Genomic DNA, 20605 nt, shown 5'->3' with positions numbered 1-20605 from the left:
TCCTTTAACAGTATGTTCAGTATAGTTGTCCACACTAGGTGCGACTGCCCGTCGCGCAAAAAAGACCCAGAATATACTCTGGGCCCAAGCCGGTCTAAATGACGGGACTATTTTATTTTCAAACTGCCGGGGTTATTTTGTCGATGTAGATGTCATTGATTCAGCGATCGCGGACATTTCTTCGGACTCTAATGAATCGGAAGCAATGATAAACTCAATCCCGTCACTTGTCCAGGTTAGCGTTTCCTCTGATAGGACACCTACTACATCTCCCAACATTTCCGGATCTCCATAGCCCAATTCCGTTGGTGATGATCCGGAAGCGGCAGAAATGCTTGCCGGCTGCTGGACGATGGTAAACGGCTGATCCCCTTCATACGTTAAAATTACACGCTTGCCTACATCTGTCTCCACTTCTTCACTTTCGGCCAACTCCGTATTCACTGGTTCATGGGAGGGCATAAATACGTCGAAGGTTGTTGCATCCTCTTCTTCCTCTTCAACCGTTGCCGGTTCTTCCCCTTCTTCCCCAGTCTCCATATTCGCATCCATATCAAATGCTTCTCTATCTAACGTTTCATTGAGCGTAAATGATTCAAAGACGACTTCCACTAGGGTGTTATAGTCTTCATCAAACACTCGAACCGCGTGCGGAGACAAATCATCGCTATTGAGCACAATTTCTTGTTGATGAAGGTTTTGATTTTGATAATTTGTGTTCGTTTCAAATACGTACCGATCCTCTTCCACGGCAAATTCACGTTCGGTATCTGTTAAAATATCTCCGATTAACGACTCGTACAAATAGATTTGGCTGTTATTATTTGGCCAGTCGCTTTGAAACCGAAAACTTTTATTCAGTGCCGGGGTGAGGAGGAAAACCCCTTCATCATTTCGCAGGATCATTTGATTCTGTTCCTCGTCTTCATTTTGCAGCTCGACACGATAGTACCGGTTTTCTTCACTTTGCATATGCGCGATCTCTACATCATATTGCCGTGGCTCTTGTCCTGTTTGCATCGTCATCGTCGCTTCCGTCTGATAACCGCTCATCGTCTGCAGTGTCTCATCCAGCTCCTCAATGACTTCTTCTTGTGATTTGTCACCGCAAGCTGCCAGCAATACGAGCGAAGCCAATGTAACCAAAGATAGCCATCTTGCTTTTTTCATCGAATATCTCTCCTTTGCCTCAGTTCTAACGACAAAGGAGGGTACCTTTTTGAGCAGCTGTTTAAAAATCGATAATGCAAGTGGTCGGGGTGAATCCTCTTAGTGGGTGACATTACTTTCAAGCCATCGCGCTCCCTGTCCTATTTTGTCACCGAAAAAGCCAACGTGATGACGCGAAAGCAACTACCGTCTTGCCACAATAGGTACAAGGGATCGTTAAGAACCACGGCCCATACTCCATTTATGCTCCCTTTTATCCATCAACCATTATGGCAGCACCCCGCAATCCAAGACATTCATAGAAATAACACGTTGCCATCCCCGTCCCTTTCCACCTACATGACAGGCCCCTCCTAACCGCAATACATCATATGAGACAACCTACGCACTTATGCCGGCTCGTCTGCAACACGGCAAATAAAGAGAGAGCCGGGAGCGGGTTAGTGGCACGTTTCAGTCTATTAAACCGACCAAAAAGTGTAAAAAACAAGGCATTGCAACAACAGGCACCTTTCCTTGACCCGATCGACGGGCTTGCAGCAAGCGTAACCTCGGACACTTTTACGAGGGAGAACTTGGGGGGGAACGGAAGAAGGGTCCGAAGAAAGGGTCATATTCTATAATGGGGACGATCACCGAATACGGATCGATGGACGCCTTCTTTCGTTCTGGAATCGCGACGATCACTGAAAACTGATCGATGGGCGCTTTCTTTCGTTCTGGAATCGCGACGATCACTGAAAACTGATCGATGGACGCTTTCTTACGCTCTGGAATCGCGGTAATCGCAGAATACAGATAGATGGGCGCCTTCTTTCGTTCTGAAATCGCGACGATTGCAGAAAACAGATCGCTTGAAACAGCCCGCACGGATCAATCGATCGATCCGTAACATTTGTTCGTTTGAGACTGATATGGGGCCTAATTAACCACGCGTGCAACACAATTTGGCCGTATGAAACGCTCATACGGCCAAATCAGGCGCTAACTCCTCCAATATGCCTGCAACGATCGCCCCTGTCGCCGGTGTAACTGCGAACCCACCGCCGCCTTTGCCTTACCTACGCTCTCTCCAAGATGACTTGCCCGATGGCATAGGTCCGGGAATGAGAAATTGAGGCGTGCACACGGATCGAATCATCGAGCTTTGGGCAAACGAGCATTGGCGCACCGTTTTGCGTATAAAAAACCTCCACGTCTTTCCAGTTGATCGCTTCGCCGATCCCGCTTCCATTCGCCTTTGCGAAGGCCTCTTTAATCGCGAACCTGCCGGTGATAAATTCAATTTTTCGGCGATGGGTCATCTCATCCAATCTTTTTTGCTCTTCCGCTGTTAAAATTCTTGTGATGAAACGAGGTTGTCTTGAAAGGACCGCTTCAATTCTTTTGCATTCCGCGATGTCGATGCCGGTGCCTACAATCATACCTGCTCTCCCTCTCTTTTTCATTCGATCCTAAATATCGTCATGTGGTAGAATATGAGGAAACGTCGGAGACAGCACACCCTATGTGTTGGAAGGAACCCTGATTTCCCTACATACAGTTATTGCGGTTCCATCTCCTGTCTTACCTCCCTATCCACCTAATGATTCCCTTGGTGATAGGTTTGATCTTTGAAAGGGTGGTCTAATGTTCGTCCGTAATGAATCATTTTATTCGTTCACGCGTAATTATCCGGTTATTACGACATTGATCAGCATCCATCTTCTTTTGTTTCTCATTGTAACCCTTGGTCAGTGGGGGATCTTTCCTCCCGGTCTATTTGTTGAATATTACTTCCTCGGTTTTAACGCAGCGATCGCCGCCGGCGAGTGGTGGCGACTGTTTACACCGATCCTTTTGCATCTCGGGCTCCAACATGTGTTGTTTAATTCATTTGCCCTTTTTTTGTTCGGGCCCGCGCTAGAACAGATGCTGGGAAAAGGAAAGTTTGTTGCTTTTTATTTTCTGACAGGGGTTACGGCGAACGTTGCCACGTTTCTGTTGGAAGATCTCTCTTATCGCCATGTCGGTGCTTCCGGTGCCATTTACGGGTTGCTCGGATTATATGTTTATATGATGGTGTTTCGTAAAGAACTCATCGACCCCCAAAGCCGGCAAATCGTTACGATTATTCTCTTCATCGGTATTATCATGACGTTTCTAATGCCCGGCATCAACATTTTGGCTCACCTTATCGGTGCATTATCCGGAGCAGTGTTCGCTTCGGCGTTCTTAAAAAACGCCAGGCCGTTCGTTCCTTATCAACGGTTCAGACCGCCGAAAGATGACGACGGTTCACCTCAATTTGATCCCAACCGCTGGAACAAAAGACGAGGGCCTAGAATCAATGGCTCGTTGATCGCTAACACATTGGGGATCGTCTTTATCATTCTCGTCATTGCAGGTGTTTTGGCAAATCTCCTTTTTTAAACCATTCTTACCAAAAAGGCGAGGCCACAGCCTTCAAACCTATCAAATGGCTTAGTTGTACCTAGTGAAACACATAAACAAATCAATCATTTTTGTCTCTATCTAAACAAAAACCGCCCCGATGCTGGTGCACCAAGCATAAAATGCTTGTGAAACCAGCAAAGAAAAGGGGCTTTTTCTATGTTTCATTTATCTACCGTAAAGATTGCCCGTGCATATGGACCTTTGATAGACACTCATCTTAGGCACGCGTTAATCGGGGCAATCAAACCGCTACAATTCACCCCATGCTTCCTGCAAAATATGACCGATAACTGGATTCGCAGCATAAAAACTTTCCCGGTCCTCATCAAATTCAAGCGAGGATCAGACTGTTACCGAAACGGTAGCGCCGTATTCCAACACATCGCTGATTCCCATTTCCGTTGTAAGGTACAGCAATCGTTCCCGCGCTTTTCCTACCAAAGCGGTACGTTAACAGCTCGAGCGCTCGAAAAGCTATGTAATAACTGTGATGATATAGAAAAAGTGTATTTAAATCGTTCAATGAGCGCATTGCTCAATACCGCCACGGAAACGACTCGTTCCACCTATCTACAAGAAAGCGACATCACGGGTGATGGGGCAACGATCGCGATCCTTGATACGGGCGTGCATCCCAGTGAAGATTTTACCGAACCCGAGAATCGCATCGTGGCTTTTAAAGATTTCATCAACGATCGTACCGAGCCGTACGATGACAATGGTCACGGTACGCATTGCGCCGGTGACGCCGCCGGAAATGGATATTTATCCGACGGCAAATACGTAGCGCCGGCGCCGAATGCGAATATTGTTGGTGTCAAAGTGCTTAACAAAACAGGGGCCGGCCCGTTATCAAACATCATCGCCGGCATTGACTGGTGTCTGGAAAATAAAGAAGCATACAACATTGATATTCTATCCCTTTCATTGGGCAGTCCGGCCTCTGAACCTGCCGATGATGACCCGATCGTAGAGGCGGTAAACCAAGCTTGGGACGAAGGGATCGTTGTTGTAGCGGCCGCCGGGAACGAAGGACCGAGTTCCAGCACCATTGCTTCCCCCGGTATTAGCCCACAGATCATTACCGTAGGTGCCCTCGACGATCAAAATACGCCGGAACGAGCCGATGACACGGTTGCTTCATTTTCCAGCCGCGGGCCGACAATCGATGGGGAAACTAAACCTGACGTCCTCGCGCCGGGCGTCGATGTGGTTGCCGTTCGTTCTCCGCAGTCGTTTCTCGATAAAATAACAAAACCCAGCCGGGTCGATGAGCATTACACTTCCATGTCCGGTACGTCGATGGCTACGCCGATCGTTGCCGGCATCTGTGCCCAACTGTTGGAATTAAACAGCGACTGGGAACCGGACGATATTAAAACAAGATTGCTCGAAGGTGCTGAAGATATGGGGCTTGACGAAAACACACAAGGCGCAGGCTCCGTAGATGCAATGGAAAGCGCGTCTGATTTTGTATAGATCCTCTGCCGGAAGCCGCCACGGGTTTCCGGCATTAATTTTCCATTTCCCCAATATAGTTTGGGGAGGCGGGCGGATCCATTGTTTCTCCCAACTCATACGGCCCGATCTGTTCGTTTTCTTCCAGATCCCCGTCTAATTCCACATCTCGGTAGCCAAAATCAGCGGCCGTCATCAAGATCCCTTCAACAAACATCAACCATTGCGTTTCGTCATTTTCACTCCACTCATCCAAACCGGAGTATGATACCAAAACACTATCTTCGTCGCGTTCGTCCACGGTGTCCAATTCAACATGTGGAGGAATCACGGATTGGACGTATTCATTTTCTTCCGATTCCATCCGCTGTAATGTTTTTTCCAGACGCTCGTCGGAGCTGCCTTCCGTATCCTGGCTTTCTCCGGTCACAAGATAAGCATTGCCTTCATCAGCCTGAAAAACATAGTAACCTGCGGATGCTTCAGTGTCAGCGTCTACTTGTTGAAACCATTCCTCCCATTCCGATGGCCAAGGTTGCTCTGTTTCGAAATGGGCAATTTCCTCTAATCCTTCCTGGATTTTTCCCTCTTCTCTCTCCTGTTCATCCATGTCCAGTAACGGGGAAGGTTGCAGCCCAAGTTCATCCGGGTCTATGCGATCAAGCACTTCAGCCGCGCTTTCATCTCCTGCATCTCCGGAATGATCAACGGTAATCGTCACAATCGTTTCATTGTCGGGAGCTAAGAACGGCAAAGCAAGGAGTTGCTGCTCGTTTCGAGGGGCCGCGGAACGATAATGAACGTCGGCATAGACTTCGTCCATTTTCACAACTCTCCGATCAATGGAATCTTCTTCTTCCAAGTCTTCTTCTTGCTCATCTTCCTCTCCATTGCTATCGGCCGGAGGCCCAATATCTTCTTCTCGAGTCTCTTCTTGTATGTTTTCTTTTTCACCTTCGTTTGTAACGATTTCCTCCTGCTCTTCTTCTGGGTCTTCATCAACCTCTCCTTCATCAATCGAAGAGCTGTCCTCTTCACGTTCCGCTGTTGACTCAGTGCCGAACTCTTCATGGGAGGCAGGAGAAGGACCTTGGGAGACGACAATCACTGTTAACACGACGACGGCAGCTGTCGAAAGGCCCCATACAACCGGTTTTCTGAACCGGTAATCCGGCTGTTTCTGTTCTTTCATTTTCAGTTGGACGTTGCGATAAACCTCCTTTTTGCTGCGCGTATCTTCGATTCCATCGAGCGCTTTTAATTTACGTTCGATCTCGTCTTCGTGATGATTGCGTCTCAAAGTTCCCCTCCTCCCTTTCATCTGTATTCAAAATCATTCTAAGTTGTTGAATGGCCCGGTGTTGCGTTGTTTTCACTTTGCTCTCGGACCACCCTAGTGATTCCGCCGTCTCTTTGACGGATAGTGACTGGATAAAACGAAGAATAAGCACTTGGCGATAAGCAAGTGAACAAGTACCCAAAGCTTCATAAACGGCCCGAACTTCATCCTTCTCTACCGCAATTTCCTCGGGCAAAGGAGCAGGATCATGCGCGTCGATTTTTTCGTTCGAAACGATCGTACCAAACCATTTTCTTTTTTGTCGGTTTTCTTTTCGGATATAATCGATCGCCAAATGTTTCGCTATGGAAAATAACCAAGTCTTTTCGTTGCTCTTTCCGTCAAAATTTTTATACGAACCTAAAACTTTTATATAGACATCTTGCACAAGTTCTTCGGCTACATTTCGATCCCGAACCATATAATAAATAAATTGGTATATGGATTGGTGGTATTGCTCATAGAGGCGGTCAAACGTATGGTCAGCCACTTCCGTTTCCCCCTAACAGTCGTTTTTTAGCCGGAAGCGTTACAATTTTTTGCATTGTTTATCATCATTCATCATTTTTTATAGGTAAAAAAGCAATCGCCGCTATTATAGCACGGATTGCTCGTCCTGCTAGAACTTCATTGAAGTTTTGACAAACAAGAGCGGGTTCCTTAAACTAAAGTGGCAACAGTTATTTGGGGGAGGAGAACAAATGAAACGACCGCTCATCTTTGCTGTTACCGCCGCCATGGCGTTAACGTTGAGTGCATGCAGCGATGCAGAAGACGATTCAGCAGACGACAACGGCCAAGAAGTTCCTGCAGAAACAGACGAGGGAACAGATGATGATTCAGAAAACGGAGAAGAATCGGTAGAAGAACCCGAAAATGGAGATAACGGCGCTGAAGGGACTTCGGATGACGACAACGGGACTGAGAATGGAACAGAGGATGAAGGAACCGAAGAAGATGGAACGGAAGGGACAGATGAAGACGGCACAGCCACAGAAGAAGTCGATCTTCTTTTCTTCGATGAAGAAGCGATGAACATGTATCGGGAATCCCGAACAGTGACCGCTGATTCCTCGGAAGAATTGCCTGTTGCCGCGGTGGAAGAATGGTTAAACGGGCCGGAAAGTGACGAATTGACGGCCATCCTCGCCGATGAGGGTGTGGAAGTCCAATACGTCGAAGATCAAAATGGCACCGCGCACATATCGTTCTCTCCGGAAGTCACCAATGCCAACTTCGGTTCATCAGCGGAAGTAGGTTTCTTAGACCAGGTAGCCCACATCATGGCTCAGTTTGGCTATGACTCAACCCAATTTCTCCTCGATGGAGAAATAGAGGAGTCCCTGTTCGGCCACTCGGATACTTCGGAACCTTACACTCCGGATGATGACCTTGAACATTATGATGAAATAGATGGATAAAAGCCGGCGGATGCCGGTTTTTTTATGTTACAAGTCTTTGTAACGTAAATGTTAAAAACATAGGTCTTTCCTATTGCTGCAACCTTTCTTTTGTCATTTTGTGTAATTGGGATTCATTACCTGATGCAATAGTCCCTTTCCCTTGTTACTTTAAGTGGTGCACATCTTGATAGAGGAGGAACATAAATCTATGAAACGATTAAAATTGGCGGCTTTGCCGCTTGCCGTATTTTTTGCTTTTACGGGTGTTTCAGAAGCCAATGCAAATACACATGACGTCAACGAAGGCGAATCGCTTTGGTCGATCGGGATTGATTACGGTGTCGCGACCGAGGACATTAAAGCCGAGAATGGAAAGTCTGAAGATGCGATTAACCCCGGGGAACAACTGGAGATTCCGGAATCCTCCGTCTCCCCCGAAGAAGAGGAGTTACTAGCCCGCATCATTCACGCCGAGGCGAAAGGCGAGTCCTTTGATGGAAAAGTAGGCGTCGGAACCGTTGTGCTTAACCGCGTAACCGCTGATCAATTTCCGGATTCCGTCCATGGGGTCGTATACGACATTGAAGGCGGGAGTTACCAGTTTAGCCCTGTCCTTGACGGAACGATCGATCAACCGGCTGACGAAGAATCGAAACAAGCCGCCCGCGAAGCGATCGTCTTTGACGGACAAGGTCAAGGCTCCACTTACTTTTACAACCCAGCAAAAGCGTCCAACCATTGGAATGCAACGAGGGAAAACACAATCACAATCGGGGATCACGTCTTTGCACGTTAAACTAGGGGCCATGGATCGGGGATGAAAACTTTTCGTCCCCGGTTCTTTTTTATCTTGAAAAATAACATTGAGTTGACGACCTAACGGCTTTCGCAGTCTTCAGTTAGGGCTCCATCCGACTCGGTTGACGACCTAACGCCTTTCGCAGTCTTCAGTTAGGGCTCCATTCGGCTTGGTTGACGACCTAATGGCTTTCACCTTCTTTAGTTAAGGCCTCAACCTCTCATCGATTGTTTCAAACATTACGTTATGTAACTAAAATGATAACTTCCACTTTCATGCCTGTTATTGCAAGATTTTTTTTGAAACATATTTTTGTTGGGTATTTTTACCTGGTGCTTTTGTCTCGTTCGCTTGTTATCTTCCTTGTGTACCACAAAAAAGGAGGCATTATGCAACCATGAAACGATTAAAAATCGCGATTCTTTCCTTGGCTTTATGCTTCGTCTTTGCGGACGTTTCCATGGCCAATGCTCATATACACACGGTTAATGAAGGTGAATCACTTTGGTCGATAGGTTCGGACTATGGCGTAGCACCTGAGGATATTCAAGAATTAAACGGAAAACCTGATGAAACCCTTCATGTAGGTGAGAAATTGGAACTTCCATCTTCGTTAGCGGCCACGTCTGAGGAGAAAGATCTTCTCTCTCGTCTCATTCACGCAGAAGCGAAAGGCGAGCCCTACGAAGGAAAAGTAGCCGTTGGAGCGGTCATCCTCAACCGTGTCGCCGATGATCAGTTCCCGGATTCCATTCATGAGGTGATTCATGAAGTTTCCCCGAGCGGGCATTATCAATTTAGCCCTGTGCTTGACGGAACAATTCATGAACCGGCAGACGAAGAGTCTAAAGAAGCGGCCCGTGAAGCGTTGACAACAGACGGAGAAGGACATGAAGCCCTGTTTTTCTACAATCCTGAAACAGCGGACAATCATTGGAACGCCACGCAAGAAGAGCTAAAAGTCATTGGCAATCACGTCTTTTCGCGTTAAGCATTTATATATTTTATTATACTGAGCAAAAAACCGGGTGCAGGGAATGTCCTTGTGCCCGGTTTTTTCGATTCTATAAAAAATAAACACAAACTGTTAAACAAAATGCAAAACATGTCGATATAATAATTAAGCAACAATCAGGGATGAGACATACATTAAGGATGATGTAACAATGGCCCTTGTTCTAACAAGAAGCCTGGATCAGAGCATTATTATTAATGACAATATTCGGATCCGTCTCGTTTTGGATATCGGCAATCAATACCGAATTGCGATCGATGCACCACAGAGTGTCAAAATCAATAGAGAAGAGGTTTTGACAGAAGAAGAGCTGGAAAGCGTCGAGCGCAACATTAAAGGCGATACAGTCTCCTGAACAGGAGTTTGTATATATACGGGGAAAAGGACGTCCCCGATTAATTCTATGGAGGAGTGTTTTGAATGATTATCAACAACAACCTAAGCGCGATGAATGCACATCGCCAATTAGGCGTCAACCAGAACAACATGGAAAATTCCATGGAGAAGTTGTCTTCCGGTGAGCAAATCAACCGCGCGGGAGATGACGCGGCAGGACTCGCAATCTCGGAAAAAATGCGCGCGCAAATCCGTGGATTGGACCAAGCGAGCAACAACGCGCAAGACGGGATTTCTTTGATACAGACAGCTGAGGGCGCGTTGGATGAATCGCACCAGATTTTGCAGCGTATGCGGGAACTATCAGTACAAAGTGCAAATGATACGAACGAGCAAGTAGATCGAGAAGCACTTCAAAATGAATTTGATGCATTAGCTGAAGAAATTGATCGTATTTCCAATGACACGGAATTCAATAATCATAATCTCCTAGATGGTAGCTTCCAAGACCAAAAGTTTCAGATTGGAGCTAATGAAGGACAAGAAATTTCCGTATCTATTGGCGAGATGAGTGCAATTGAATTAGAGGTTGGACAAGAAGCAACTGGAACAACTACAATAGATGGCCTTGAAATTACAAATGAATCTGGAGAGTCTTTTGACATTGCATATCAGGCAGCAACCGGCGAAAATGAGTCTACTAGTGCATCATATGATAATGGTACAATCACTGTTACTTTAGGTACTGATGATAGCGAAGATGTCGACACAACATTAGGCGAAATTGCTAGTGAAATTGGGAGCGTAAGTGAACTAGACATTGAAGCATCAGCGGTTGACAATTCTGGCACTACTGTGAGTAGTATAGACGACGTAGAGGGTGGCACAGTTTCTGCATCGGAAGTAGAAGGCATTAGTATCGCTTCGAACAGTGATGCGTCAAGTGCAATTGACACGATCAATGAGGCTATAAATGATGTTTCTACCCAACGCTCAGAACTCGGTGCCGTTCAAAATCGCCTTGAGCACACGATCGCGAACTTGGACAACGCTTCTGAAAATCTACAAGCAGCAGAATCTCGTATTCGAGATGTTGATATGGCTCAGGAGATGATGGAATTCACACAAAGCAACATCCTTTCCCAAGCCTCTCAATCCATGCTCGCACAAGCCAACCAATTGCCGCAAAACGTCCTTCAGTTGCTACAATAAAAATAGTGAAGAGCGGGGCGATGCTCCGCTCTATTTATACAGTCGGTGATATGTCAGGGAATTCAGCACAAGAAACCTTCAATGTATCAGTATCTTAATTTCTATTTTAATTAATGTAGTGCTAGTCGACTTATCACGGGTGGATTATCTATTTATAAATGAGGTATAGGAATGAATGAAGAAATTAAAGAAGACTTAAGAAGTTCAATAGAAACTTTAAAAGATAAAAGTTTGAAGAAGGCACTTTTAAAAGAGCTTCAAAAAGATCAATGGAGTAGTGAAGAACTTTTACTTCAGTTAAAGGACCATGCGAAAAAAGAAATACAGAATGTAGATAGTAATTTAGAACAAATAAGAGTGATCGATAGTTTCTTTAGTGAACATAAAATTAAAAAACAAAGTATTGAAATAAATTATGCTGGTAGCAGATCAGTGAAAAATAAACCTTTTAAATTATCAGAAATAGAGGGGGCTAATAAAAAGGCTAAAGCTGATTTAGAGGAGATAGAGAAAGAAATATGAGTTTTCATAAGCAAACATGGGAACAAAAAATTAAAGGTGTTATTGATAAACTCAATAGAATTGATCAAACTCTAAGTGATGCTTATTTTATTGATAGGAAAGGTAGAAAAGTTGAACAGTTATACGAATTTTATTGTTACGTTCAGCTTCTTAGAGCCATATCAAATAATGGTTCAACTTTAACTTGTTCTCATCAAAATCAATTTATTTTTGCTGGAGGCCCACGAAGTTTGTATAAGCATCCGGCTTCATACTTTACTTTGAGCAATTCGAATAGACAGCATGACATAGGTGAACTTCATATGAATTTAATGGTAAGAGGATCATCTGATTCTGAACATGAAGCAGATATAGTTTTATTAAGTCCAGAAAGCCTAATCAACAGTAGGCAGGAGGAATTATCACCGAAGTTTGATAGTAAAGGGTTATTGTTAGAATGTAAGCATTACTCCCAAAAAAATATTGGAATTACAGAGGCTAGAAACTTTTTGGGTTTATGCTCGGACTTAGCTTTTAAAAACAATGTTTATTTGATAACCACAGCTGCTAATTTGAATGCAAAGCATTTAATTAACGGCCATAATTTAAATATGAAAGAAATAAATAAACAAAAACCGGATTGTTACGTCTATGGAATTTTTAATTGCATTATATGTAGATATTTAAATTTTACTCCGACTGTCTCCCTATAAATATGATCACGAAAGCTCAACCGATTAATATTAATAATAATTAATAATGTTACGTTTCAATACGACCATGTCGAGCTCCTGTTAAGCCGCCGGCCAACGATATCTTGCGCAGAAGAACCTCCACCGGACGTATATTCGATACGCCGATGAAGACAACACCCTTATCGGCATTATTATCATGGGTTATACAAAGGACCAAAAAAGCCAAAGGTTGGATAAACTTTTAAAACGTCGCAGGATGGCTTGAATAGAATTAATATCAGTAGTAATAGAAGGAGGAAAGCCGATGGATATTGATTTAACTAACAAAAGTGTTCAGATATATATAATAACAGTTGATGGAAAGAAGTATATAGTATATTTAAATTATGTTGGAACCGATGTTGAAGTAATGGTTGAAGATGTGGAAACAAAAGAGCGCGCTTGCTCAAAAGAATCAACAGAAGAATCAACAATTTCTGGGAAACAAGCTGCGGAGAAAGCTGTACGGATTTCTATAAAAAAGTTAATCAACCATCGCAACCCAAATGATACAGACACACCTTGAAATAATTGGATAGACTATCGACCCGTTGGTTGGCGGCGTTGATTTCTTTATACGATTTCTCGTATCTGTCGTTGAAGAACTTATACAGCATGCCATCGCAAACATTGTAACCAGTTCTGCCAGTCGCTACTCAGAAGGTTATTTGGGGCAACTCATGGCTCTACAACCAGACCATGCTTTTTGGCCCGCCTATGTCGTCAGTCCTTTCGCCGGGAGACAGCATGCTATCTGGATGAATCAAAAACACCTATTCGAACAAAAAAGTTATCGTTTTCATACAAGCCGCCACACTCCGACAATCACTTCTTCTTCAACCAAGCAACCACCCGCTTCTGGTCGAGTGCTCCTTTCCCATTTTTCGTGCGGCTAATCCGAAAAAATTGCACCTTGTTATCATCTCTCCTGAAATAAATTCGCCCGGCTCTATCTTGGCCAAACGGATATTCATTTAGCGTCACGGAACGTGTCTTCACGGTATTTGGCCGTACGTTTCCTATATGTAAGTCGTAATGGGAGTTCAATCGCGCAATGCAAGCCTCTACTTTCAAACGGTCGGATGCTGACAACGAAAAGAAGTCGCTAAAAAACTCACGGTGAAAGAAACATTCATGATAAAGCGTCTTAAATCTCGGTTCGTATTCCTGTTCCAGAGTTTGTAACGCTTTCGTGTCCAACGCTCTTGGTGACCCATTATGCGCCTTCTCGATCGCCAGCTTGTTATGCGTATCGAGTAGTTCATTTTTAAGTGTTTTTATTTTGTTATCCGTTTCCCACAGCATATCCGAATGCTCTTCTTCTTTCTCTTCCAACGCTTCCTGCAATGTTTGTGAGTGGTTACTTGCTTTTTCAAATTGAAGGAGATATTCTCTCATCTTTTCTTGCGCGTCTTCTGCCTTTTCCTTCTGAGCGATTGTCTCTTCTCGGCTTTGCTCGACTTCCTCTTTTTTCATATCAATCAGATCTTGAAGGTCTTTCGCTGCTTGTTGCTGTTCGTCAAGTCGCTCCTTTGTGTCTGTTAGCTCGTGATTCAATATTCCCATTTTCTTGATCATGTCGAGATGGCTTCTTTTTAAGCGGGATAGTTTATCTTCATCAATGATACGATCCTTTTTGAGTTGCACGATTTCCGCTTCCTTCTGTTCAATCAAGTCTTGACCCGATTGTGTGTCTTTTAGCTGTTGCAACTCATTTTGTAATGCCGCCAGTTTCAACGTCTTTTTCTGAATCGTACCTTTTAGATGATTGTACTCTGTTTTGAGCCAATCCCTTTCAATTAGGGCACGATCTTTTTCCTTCGTGACTGCTTGAACCTGCTTGTGCTGTTCATCGATCGTCTTTTGCACATCCATATATTTTTCTTGATAATCAAGCAACTTGGAACTACGCATCTCCAGCTGTTCATAGACATCGATGAGATGAAACGCCTTTCCATCGTTTAGCTGCGTTATATGCGCGCGCAGGTCATCAACTTCCTTCCGATTTTTTTGAATGACGGCCAGCAGTTGGTTGCGATCCACCAAATAATCGTCGATTTGCTTCTTTTTCTCCTGTAGTAAAAAAGACGCCTTCGATAACGTGTGATCCGCTTGATTCATGAATTCAGATAACCAACGACGCCCTTTCTTCAACCATTTATTAATAAAAAGACTTATTTCATCGATGATCATATTCATTTTTGCACCTATTTTCCTAAATATCTAGTATATTTATTTAATTAAAAGGATTATACATCCGATATAAGAACTAGGTCAATTAAAATGAGGTGATCAAGAATGCAAGGCGCAGCTTTTATCGAATCGATCCAAACAGCCTCGGCGCAAAACTTAAAACAAGCGTATGTGCTGATGGCGAAGACAACGATGACAAAGATGATGTCCGGAAAACTTATGGAAACAAAAGACACATTATTACGGAAAGTCAAATTCGATTATTTTCAATCTTTCATTGATCAGGAAGTACGGCGTATTCACGACGACAATGATGAACTCGTTTTTAACATATTGGTCTTATATGCGCAAAAATATCAGTTATCCCTCGCTTCCATCGATACGCAACAAGGATTACATGAGTTTGGTGACAAGATTCTCGACAAAGCCGTGCAATCCTATCGAAGCATGAACAAAAAGTTCTCCGGGACAACCTTTGAAGAAGTCGTCCGTGATTTTTTCAGAAAGATATTTGAAGAAATCGGCGAAAAATATAACGAAGGATCTCCTCAAGAAAGGGAGGCACTCGCCAAAGCATTTGAAACATTTATGGCGGATTTGCCGGAATATCAACAAGAAAAGTTGAAACGGGAATTAAACGTCGATGACCTCTCCCAAAAAGTGATCACGAACGTGCTGACGACGAACGGTACCGTCATTTTATTCACCGCCCTCGTCAACACGATGGGTTTTTCCTTTTATATGGGCGCCACTTCTCTCTTGGCAAGCAGCGCAGGCTTGCTTGGGATTACTGTGCCGTTTGGCGTCTATACATTTACGACATCTTCCATCGCTGTATTAACCGGGCCAATAATTTTCGCCGGTGCGATTGTTTTTTCAGGTTTTTATTTTAAAAAACAACGGTCGAAAGCACTTGATATGATGACATTCCTTTCCGTTATGCAACTTTTCTTTAGCGGCGGTGAGGAAGACGGTTGTTCGTTTGAAAGCATAAGGGACAGATGGGTAGCCACCTCCGCGATGTATGCAACAACCCTTCATAGCAAAAATCATCAGATTGATCAGGAACAAACACTATCCAATAAATTTGCTAACAATCGCCAAGACAAATTTGCGCTTGAGCAGACGATTAATCAAGCTATAGTAGTGATAGAAACAATCCAGTTTGATATTAAGCAAGATTTACGCTACCGAGATCTAAGGATGCTAGAGAAGTATGAGTCGTTGCTCGTGAATATCCATATTATTTACGAGGTTGACAAAGAAATTCAAAAGCTTTCCAGAAAGGAAATAGTGGGGAACGGATTTTTTGTAAAGGTAAGAGCTGCATTTGAAAACAGCAAAAAATTAGCATCGTTAAGAGACAAAGAGTCAGAAAAAGATCAGATGTTAAACGATATAGTTCGAAAGATTATCTCTTATGATCTTCCGCTATATGAAAAAGAGCGAGAAACGATCGTATCCAAGGAAGAAGAACTACACAAATACAATCGAGAACTCGCATCGATCGATCAACAGAATGAAAAGTTGCAAAAGATGCTAAAGGAACTGACAGACAAAAGGAATTTTTTAGATACCGAATTAACGAGCCTGAAAAAAGAATACCCGGGAATTGAACACTCCGTTTATGAAGGGGGTGATCTTCGTGTCCTTTATTCGTAACACTAAGTTCTACGAGCATTGGAGGCAGCGTCGTTATCGCGATGCCCTCTCTCAGCCAATAGAGCCTCCCCCTCCAAAATCGGAATGCCTGACGAACATGTTTTTCGGAAACAACCAGGAACGAAATGCGACGTTTGGAATCACAGGCTTAAGCACTGGCGATTTTCTTTTCAATTATATACAAATTGATCCGAACGTCGTGGAAGGCATTGATTTTGCACGGTCAGAAGAGCTCGATTCCATCTTTGCCTTTTCACAATTCGCGCAGACGATTGATTTGAACGCCACCGGAGACATCTCGCAAATGCAAGGCTATGTGGCGGAAAAACTATTGGCAATGGAGTTGACCGCTAAAGGGCACGAAGTCCAATTCCCGGAAGCGTCGAACGAACCTGGGTGGGACCTGCTGGTGGACGGTGAAAAATTCCAAGTGAAAAACTTGAGCGAACCGGCTGGCGTTTATGAACATTTAAACACGTATCCGGACATCCCTGTGTATGTAAATGCGGATCTTGCCGACACGCTCGCAGGTCATCCAAACGTCTATATTGCTGACAACATTCACCATGAGGAAGTTGTATCCATGACCGAGCACAATTTATACTTGGGCCAAGAACTCACGAATTTCAACGTCCCGCTATTTTCAGCACTCGTCAGTACAGCAGTTAATGTTCATCATTATTTTAAAAATGATAGTGATGTCCAACATACAGTCATGAATATTGCTACAGATACGGCAAGTCGAAGCGCCGGCGCTTATGTGGGGCAATATGTCGGTTCGACCGCCGGCGCGATGCTTTTCGGTCCCGCCGGTGTCGTCGTTCTATCCGCAGCCGGTGCTTTCGTCGGTGTCGCCCAAGGCGGCAAACTATCTGGATGGGTTAAAAAAGGCTGGGCAAACAGAGAATATTCACGTTTCCGCAAAGACCTGACAAAATGGATAGACATCGCCATTGATGAAATCGATCCAAAAATCCAACGAAGACATCAGCAATGGATAGAAACCGAAGAGAAGCTATTGAACAACCATGCACCCACAGAAATGGTAAACACATTCCAAGAGAAACACGATGACAACTGTCGCCACCTGGAAAATAAGAAACGCGAACTCATTCAACTTAAGAATGAGGTGGATACAATGCCTTATGACGAAGCTTATCAGGCGACATTATCCAAAATAACACAAGCCGCTATCCACCCATCCAAGTATCAAACACAAATCAAAGCAACTCACCAGTCTCTAAAGGAATTATTAGAGAAGCTTAAAAAGATGAGAATGAGGTGAATTGCAGCTAAAAAGACCGAAGATGCTGCCAACACCTTCGGTCTACAATAGAACTGTATTACGTATCTAGGATTAGCTACTTCGTATAACGAATGGTTAATCAGTACTACATGTTATCTATGTAATATTGGTTGACCTTTTTTGATGAATGTCCGTACCGAATTATTTCCTTTGGGAGTGCATATTTATCTCCGGATTCACCCAAGCCAATGAATTAATTTTGATGGCAAGAAAGACTTGTATTCCTTAACAAAATTTATTACATCACTTTTTGAAATAAACTTTACCCTTTCGTCTGTTTCATTTTTTTCGTAGTTTTCATTTTCGGCAAATAAGTAAATGACATCATATGGGAGATCAATGTATTCGCTGGCTTTTAAGTGCACATCTCCTTTTTTCACTTGAACGGCGGCGGTTTCTATCTGTCCTTGATTTCCCTTGCGGACAAGTGTATATTCAATTCTTTTTGTCGTCGGTTTGCAAGTGCTCGGAATTATTTTGTAATCGAGTTTATACTGCAAATAAAGGCCAACCAAATCTTCCAGGTCATAAGCACTTAAGTAAGCAAGAATATCTTGGATCTCGACTTGATGCGGCGTTCCATGATAGACAGCAATTGAGTAATCATAAAGGATTGAGCTATGCACACGATGAATTGTTCTTCCTCGAATAAATCGTGTCTGTATGCCTCCGGGCACCACATCCAATCCGCCTATTTCCTTGATCTCACAAGCTCTTGTATGAAAAAGATCAAGTTCCGGTACGTTCGAATTGTACTGGGCATCTCCTGTAATCTTTGCCAGATAATAGCGGCCGGCAAATTCTAGCCAGACTAAATCATCTTTTTTCATTTGTTTCACAAAAGCATTCATCGAATTTTTCCAGCCTGGAAAATCATGATACATTTCTTCGGCAAACGGTATATATTCCTCGCTCGGCAAGGGTTCGCCGATGTCTTTATCCATGCCGTAACCAATGCCGATAACCCCATGCTGCAAGCAATACTCCCAAGCGTCTTTTCTCGTGTAGCCACCATTCGTTTCCGGTTTGATATGCATACGCCAAATGGTTGTCATAGTACCATCCTCCAGGGATCCGTTTTTCAGGCCGTGGTACTATTCATATCGGTGTATAAACGAATCTTTAAAACAAGATCATTATCGCAGTTGTCTTCATTGTACTTGTGCTGACACTGTTGTATTTTTTTCAACATCGGTTGATTTTTACCCTACCTCCATCTCAGAAGATGAAGCAGTCCCGAGGCGAAGAAATCACCATGATCTTTCCTTGAGTATACCAAAAAGCATCTTTTCCGCATATTTCCTGCAAAAATGAAGAAAATAAAACTAATCTTTGCCATTCGGGGGAAAACGATAACGATGCAGGAAGATCAACAACAACAATTAGAGATCTTACGGTCCGCCAATCAACAATTAACTCAAATGCAAATGGACTATTGGCAGTCCTTCTCACATCCGGGCACATGGCAGTTTTGGTTTGAAGTTGGCATTATTGTTATTCCTTTGGTGGTGCTGTTTTTTGCAATCGACCGCAGTAAAGCCTTTTTACTTGGGTTTTTTGGATTTAATTATCACGCATGGTTCCTGTATGCAGATCGGATCATGATCGAATTCGGCTTATGGGATTATCCTTATCAATTTGTCCCATTCCTACCCAGTTTTGGGGTGGATGCTTCCTTCGTTCCGGTCCTGTTTATGTTGCTCTACCAATGGACGTTGAAAAATAATAAAAATGTTTATCTTTATGGCCTATTGCTATCAGCGATTCTTGGATTTGTGTTCGGACCTATTTTGATGGCAATGGATTTTTTCCGTCCATTTTATGGGATCAACCTTTTCCATCTGTTTGTTTTTTATTATCTGCTGTTTATTATCTCTATGATCTTTACAAACATATTTATTTGGCTGAAGAAAAACGCGTAACACGACTATCTGTTATATAAAAATCGGAAACCTGTTAGAGGCATGAGCGATAACGTTAGCACACTCAACTCCCGTATTTTGCCGAATGTCGGTCGTTTCTATATAATAAGCTCCTCCCGACTACACACTAAAAAGCTTCTTACGGACATTTATCGAGGATCGAACGCTTAGTTTGACCGTATGAATGCCTCTTACGGACTTTTCTTCCGGTTCGCACACTCGAATTGTCCGTATGAATGCCTCTTGCGGACTATTATCCCGATTCTCACACGCTATTTGTCCGTATGGCGTTACCCGAACGCTTTTTAGCGAACGTATTACCACCCGTGAATCCACCATGGCTGAGGACGGGTCCTGTTTCGCAAAGTTGCATCGGCTGTATCAATCCACTCTCGCCGCTGCCGCCTTTTCGCAATAAACCCTTAGCTTTTGTTATAATTTAGAAAGAAAGGGGGCTTACTTTGCTTGATCATTCCCATATTTTCACTAAAAAAGAAGAGATAGCAAACGCGGTCACCCATGGGATCGGAAGTCTCTTAAGCATCGCTGCACTTGTGCTGTTAATTGTATACGCGACACACATCGGCACCCCTTTACACATCGTCAGTGTTTCCATTTTCGGCGCCACGATGTTATTGCTCTATGTATGCTCTACGCTCGTGCATAGTCTTCCGAAAGGGAAAGCAAAAAACCTATTTGAAATACTCGATCATTCCTCGATCTACTTGTTTATTGCCGGAACGTATACCCCTATCCTTCTCCATGCACTGGAAGGGGCCATAAGTTGGGCGTTGTTTGGCATAATATGGGGACTTGCAATCACAGGTATTGTATTTAAAGTTTTTTTTGTTAAAAGCTTTCGAGTGTTGTCAACGCTCCTTTATATTGTGATGGGCTGGATTATTGTTATTGCGTGGAGACCCCTTGCTGCTGTAGTTCCAACCGAAGGATTGGTGTTACTCATCATTGGGGGTGTTTTCTACACGACAGGCGCATTTTTATATCTGTGGGCTCGTTTCCCTTATCATCACGCCATCTGGCACCTATTTGTAATTGCCGGGTCAGCTGCCCACTTTTTCGCGATCCTTTTTTATGTTATTCCCCTTTGATCCCTTCGAG

Annotated in this window: 21 protein-coding genes; 14 read left to right on the top strand and 7 right to left on the bottom strand. The window is 43.7% G+C overall.

All coding sequences use genetic code 11. The features are described from left to right. Positions 1–132: 132 nt before the first annotated feature. The 3 genes from DT065_RS15920 to acpS form a co-directional block, all read right to left on the bottom strand. Positions 133–1170 (bottom strand): LolA family protein, encoded by a 1038-nt coding sequence (locus DT065_RS15920; protein ID WP_114375068.1) that lies wholly within the window; start codon positions 1168–1170, stop codon positions 133–135. A gap of 561 nt (positions 1171–1731) precedes the next feature. Then, positions 1732–2040: a hypothetical protein gene (locus DT065_RS19025; RefSeq protein ID WP_160112607.1), complete on the bottom strand. Its 309-nt coding sequence runs from the start codon at positions 2038–2040 to the stop codon at positions 1732–1734. Positions 2041–2231: 191 nt separating this feature from the next. Then, positions 2232–2594, bottom strand: a complete 363-nt coding sequence (gene acpS, locus DT065_RS15915; RefSeq protein WP_114375066.1) for a holo-ACP synthase — start codon at positions 2592–2594, stop codon at positions 2232–2234. Positions 2595–2799: 205 nt separating this feature from the next. Here acpS and DT065_RS15910 point away from each other — a divergent pair, with 205 nt between their 5' ends. Both DT065_RS15910 and DT065_RS15905 read left to right on the top strand, forming a co-directional pair. Further along, positions 2800–3582 (top strand): rhomboid family intramembrane serine protease, encoded by a 783-nt coding sequence (locus DT065_RS15910; RefSeq protein ID WP_114375064.1) that lies wholly within the window; start codon positions 2800–2802, stop codon positions 3580–3582. A 180-nt stretch (positions 3583–3762) separates the two neighbouring features. Continuing rightward, entirely contained in the window at positions 3763–5085 is a 1323-nt protein-coding gene (locus DT065_RS15905) for a S8 family peptidase (protein WP_114375062.1), read from the top strand. Positions 5086–5119: 34 nt separating this feature from the next. Here the strand turns inward: DT065_RS15905 and DT065_RS15900 are convergent, their stop codons facing one another. Both DT065_RS15900 and DT065_RS15895 read right to left on the bottom strand, forming a co-directional pair. Further along, on the bottom strand, positions 5120–6364 hold the full coding sequence (locus DT065_RS15900; protein WP_114375060.1) for a hypothetical protein: 1245 nt from the start codon (positions 6362–6364) through the stop codon (positions 5120–5122). Continuing rightward, positions 6327–6893, bottom strand: coding sequence for an RNA polymerase sigma factor SigX (locus DT065_RS15895; RefSeq protein WP_114375058.1), 567 nt, complete (start codon positions 6891–6893; stop codon positions 6327–6329). The genes DT065_RS15900 and DT065_RS15895 overlap by 38 nt, the downstream gene beginning before the upstream one ends. A 211-nt stretch (positions 6894–7104) precedes the next feature. Between DT065_RS15895 and DT065_RS15890 the strand changes: the two genes are divergently transcribed. The 8 genes from DT065_RS15890 to DT065_RS15855 all read left to right on the top strand — a co-directional run bounded on the left by DT065_RS15890 (position 7105) and on the right by DT065_RS15855 (position 12929). Next, a complete protein-coding gene (locus tag DT065_RS15890) occupies positions 7105–7824 on the top strand; it encodes a GerMN domain-containing protein (protein ID WP_114375056.1) in 720 nt (239 codons plus the stop codon). A 190-nt stretch (positions 7825–8014) separates the two neighbouring features. Then, positions 8015–8602 (top strand): cell wall hydrolase, encoded by a 588-nt coding sequence (locus tag DT065_RS15885; RefSeq protein WP_114375054.1) that lies wholly within the window; start codon positions 8015–8017, stop codon positions 8600–8602. 400 nt (positions 8603–9002) lie between these two features. After that, positions 9003–9596, top strand: coding sequence for a cell wall hydrolase (locus tag DT065_RS15880; RefSeq protein WP_114375052.1), 594 nt, complete (start codon positions 9003–9005; stop codon positions 9594–9596). A gap of 175 nt (positions 9597–9771) precedes the next feature. Further along, positions 9772–9975: a carbon storage regulator gene (locus DT065_RS15875; RefSeq protein ID WP_114375050.1), complete on the top strand. Its 204-nt coding sequence runs from the start codon at positions 9772–9774 to the stop codon at positions 9973–9975. A 65-nt stretch (positions 9976–10040) separates the two neighbouring features. Beyond that, positions 10041–11168: a flagellin N-terminal helical domain-containing protein gene (locus DT065_RS15870; RefSeq protein ID WP_114375048.1), complete on the top strand. Its 1128-nt coding sequence runs from the start codon at positions 10041–10043 to the stop codon at positions 11166–11168. A gap of 171 nt (positions 11169–11339) precedes the next feature. Beyond that, positions 11340–11690 carry a hypothetical protein gene (locus DT065_RS15865; protein ID WP_114375046.1) on the top strand — a complete coding sequence of 117 codons (351 nt, stop codon included), beginning with the start codon at positions 11340–11342 and terminating at the stop codon, positions 11688–11690. After that, positions 11687–12382 (top strand): hypothetical protein, encoded by a 696-nt coding sequence (locus tag DT065_RS15860; protein WP_114375044.1) that lies wholly within the window; start codon positions 11687–11689, stop codon positions 12380–12382. Before DT065_RS15865 ends, DT065_RS15860 begins: the two co-directional genes overlap by 4 nt. Before the next feature lie 286 nt (positions 12383–12668). Beyond that, the gene (locus tag DT065_RS15855; protein WP_114375042.1) at positions 12669–12929 is read left to right on the top strand and encodes a hypothetical protein; all 261 of its coding nucleotides are present in this window, start codon (positions 12669–12671) and stop codon (positions 12927–12929) included. 299 nt (positions 12930–13228) lie between these two features. On the opposite strand, the gene DT065_RS15850 is transcribed toward DT065_RS15855, so the two are convergent. Further along, entirely contained in the window at positions 13229–14602 is a 1374-nt protein-coding gene (locus DT065_RS15850) for a coiled-coil domain-containing protein (protein ID WP_160112606.1), read from the bottom strand. A gap of 99 nt (positions 14603–14701) precedes the next feature. Between DT065_RS15850 and DT065_RS15845 the strand changes: the two genes are divergently transcribed. Together DT065_RS15845 and DT065_RS15840 are read left to right on the top strand one after the other, a co-directional pair. Next, the gene (locus DT065_RS15845; protein ID WP_114375038.1) at positions 14702–16258 is read left to right on the top strand and encodes a hypothetical protein; all 1557 of its coding nucleotides are present in this window, start codon (positions 14702–14704) and stop codon (positions 16256–16258) included. Continuing rightward, on the top strand, positions 16242–17543 hold the full coding sequence (locus DT065_RS15840; protein WP_160112605.1) for a hypothetical protein: 1302 nt from the start codon (positions 16242–16244) through the stop codon (positions 17541–17543). Before DT065_RS15845 ends, DT065_RS15840 begins: the two co-directional genes overlap by 17 nt. A 197-nt stretch (positions 17544–17740) precedes the next feature. Here DT065_RS15840 and DT065_RS15835 read toward each other — a convergent pair whose 3' ends face one another. Continuing rightward, entirely contained in the window at positions 17741–18619 is an 879-nt protein-coding gene (locus tag DT065_RS15835) for a DUF8426 domain-containing protein (protein WP_114375034.1), read from the bottom strand. Positions 18620–18922: 303 nt separating this feature from the next. Between DT065_RS15835 and DT065_RS15830 the strand changes: the two genes are divergently transcribed. Next, complete coding sequence (locus DT065_RS15830) at positions 18923–19486, top strand: CBO0543 family protein (protein WP_114375032.1); 564 nt, start codon at positions 18923–18925, stop codon at positions 19484–19486. Positions 19487–19947: 461 nt separating this feature from the next. Continuing rightward, positions 19948–20595, top strand: a complete 648-nt coding sequence (trhA, locus tag DT065_RS15825; RefSeq protein ID WP_114375030.1) for a PAQR family membrane homeostasis protein TrhA — start codon at positions 19948–19950, stop codon at positions 20593–20595. Positions 20596–20605 lie beyond the last annotated feature (10 nt).

The organism is Salicibibacter kimchii, assembly GCF_003336365.1.
Lineage (GTDB): Bacteria > Bacillota > Bacilli > Bacillales > Marinococcaceae > Salicibibacter > Salicibibacter kimchii.
The sequence above is the reverse complement of the archived record's forward strand: the minus strand, read 5'-3'. Positions and strand labels throughout refer to the sequence as shown.